Here is a 1152-nt window from a genome sequence, read left to right on the forward strand (position 1 = left end):
GTAAGAAATATCTTCCTGTTGAAAATGTAGCTGAAATCTTGGTTTTTGGAGAAGTAACAGTAAACAAGCGTTTTCTCGAATTTCTCACTCAATCAGAAATAATTCTTCATTTTTTTAACCGATATGGTTATTATGTCGGCTCTTTTTATCCACGCGAACATCTAAACTCTGGTTACATGATTTTAAAACAGGCTGAATTTTATCTTGATAGGGATAAAAGATTTGTTCTTGCAAAAAAGTTTGTTTGGGGAGCTATAGAAAACATCAAAAAAGTCCTTACCTACTATCAGAATAGAGGAAAGAATTTAGAGGAAATTATTGATAAGGTTAACTCTATAAGTGATGGACTTGTAAGATGTAGAAATGTAGATGAGCTCATGGCTATTGAGGGAAATGTAAGAGAGCAGTATTACCATGCTTTCGATAGAATCCTTAATAAGGAACATTTTGTTTTTGAAGCCCGCAGTAAAAGACCACCAAAAAATAGATTAAATGCTCTTATAAGTTTTGGGAATTCGCTTCTTTATACAGTTTGTCTAAGCGAGATTTATAGAACTCATCTTGATCCAAGGATTGGGTTTCTTCATACTACTAACTTTAGGAGGTTTAGTCTTAATCTTGATGTAGCTGAAATTTTTAAGCCAATTATTGTGGATAGAGTGATTTTTAATTTGGTTAACAAGTCTATTATTAAATCTCAACATTTTGAGAGTAAACTTGACGGTATTGTGTTAAATGAAAAGGGGAAACAGGTGTTTATTAAAGAATTTGATGAAAAATTAAAAACAACGCTTTATCATAAAAGATTAAAAAGAAAGATATCTTACAGAAGTTTAATTCGTTTAGAGTTGTATAAGATTGAAAAACACTTAATGGGAGACGAAGAATATAAACCTTTTATAAGTGAATGGTAGGCAATGTATGTGATTTTAGTGTATGATATTAATGAAAAAAGAGTGCAAAAAGTGTTAAAGATTTGTAGAAAATTTTTGCATTGGGTACAAAATTCAGTTTTTGAAGGAGAGATTACAGAAGCAAAACTTTTCAAGCTAAAACAGCAGCTTAACCATGTTATAGATCCTGAAGAAGATTCGGTGGTTATATATACGTTTTTAACTGAGAAGTATTCAAGAAGGGAGATTTTAGGAAAGA

General features: G+C 30.9%; 2 protein-coding genes. Both read left to right on the forward strand.

What is annotated here, in order from left to right:
- Window positions 1-914 (forward strand): type I-B CRISPR-associated endonuclease Cas1b (gene cas1b / locus H529_RS0109445; protein WP_022856241.1); only part of this gene is annotated, 914 nt, incomplete at its 5' end.
- 3 nt (window positions 915-917) lie between these two features.
- Window positions 918-1152: CRISPR-associated endonuclease Cas2 (gene cas2, locus H529_RS0109450; RefSeq protein WP_022856242.1), on the forward strand; the 235-nt coding region annotated here is incomplete at its 3' end.

This window comes from Thermodesulfobacterium thermophilum DSM 1276 (genome assembly GCF_000421605.1).
In the GTDB taxonomy this organism is placed as follows: Bacteria; Desulfobacterota; Thermodesulfobacteria; order Thermodesulfobacteriales; family Thermodesulfobacteriaceae; genus Thermodesulfobacterium; species Thermodesulfobacterium thermophilum.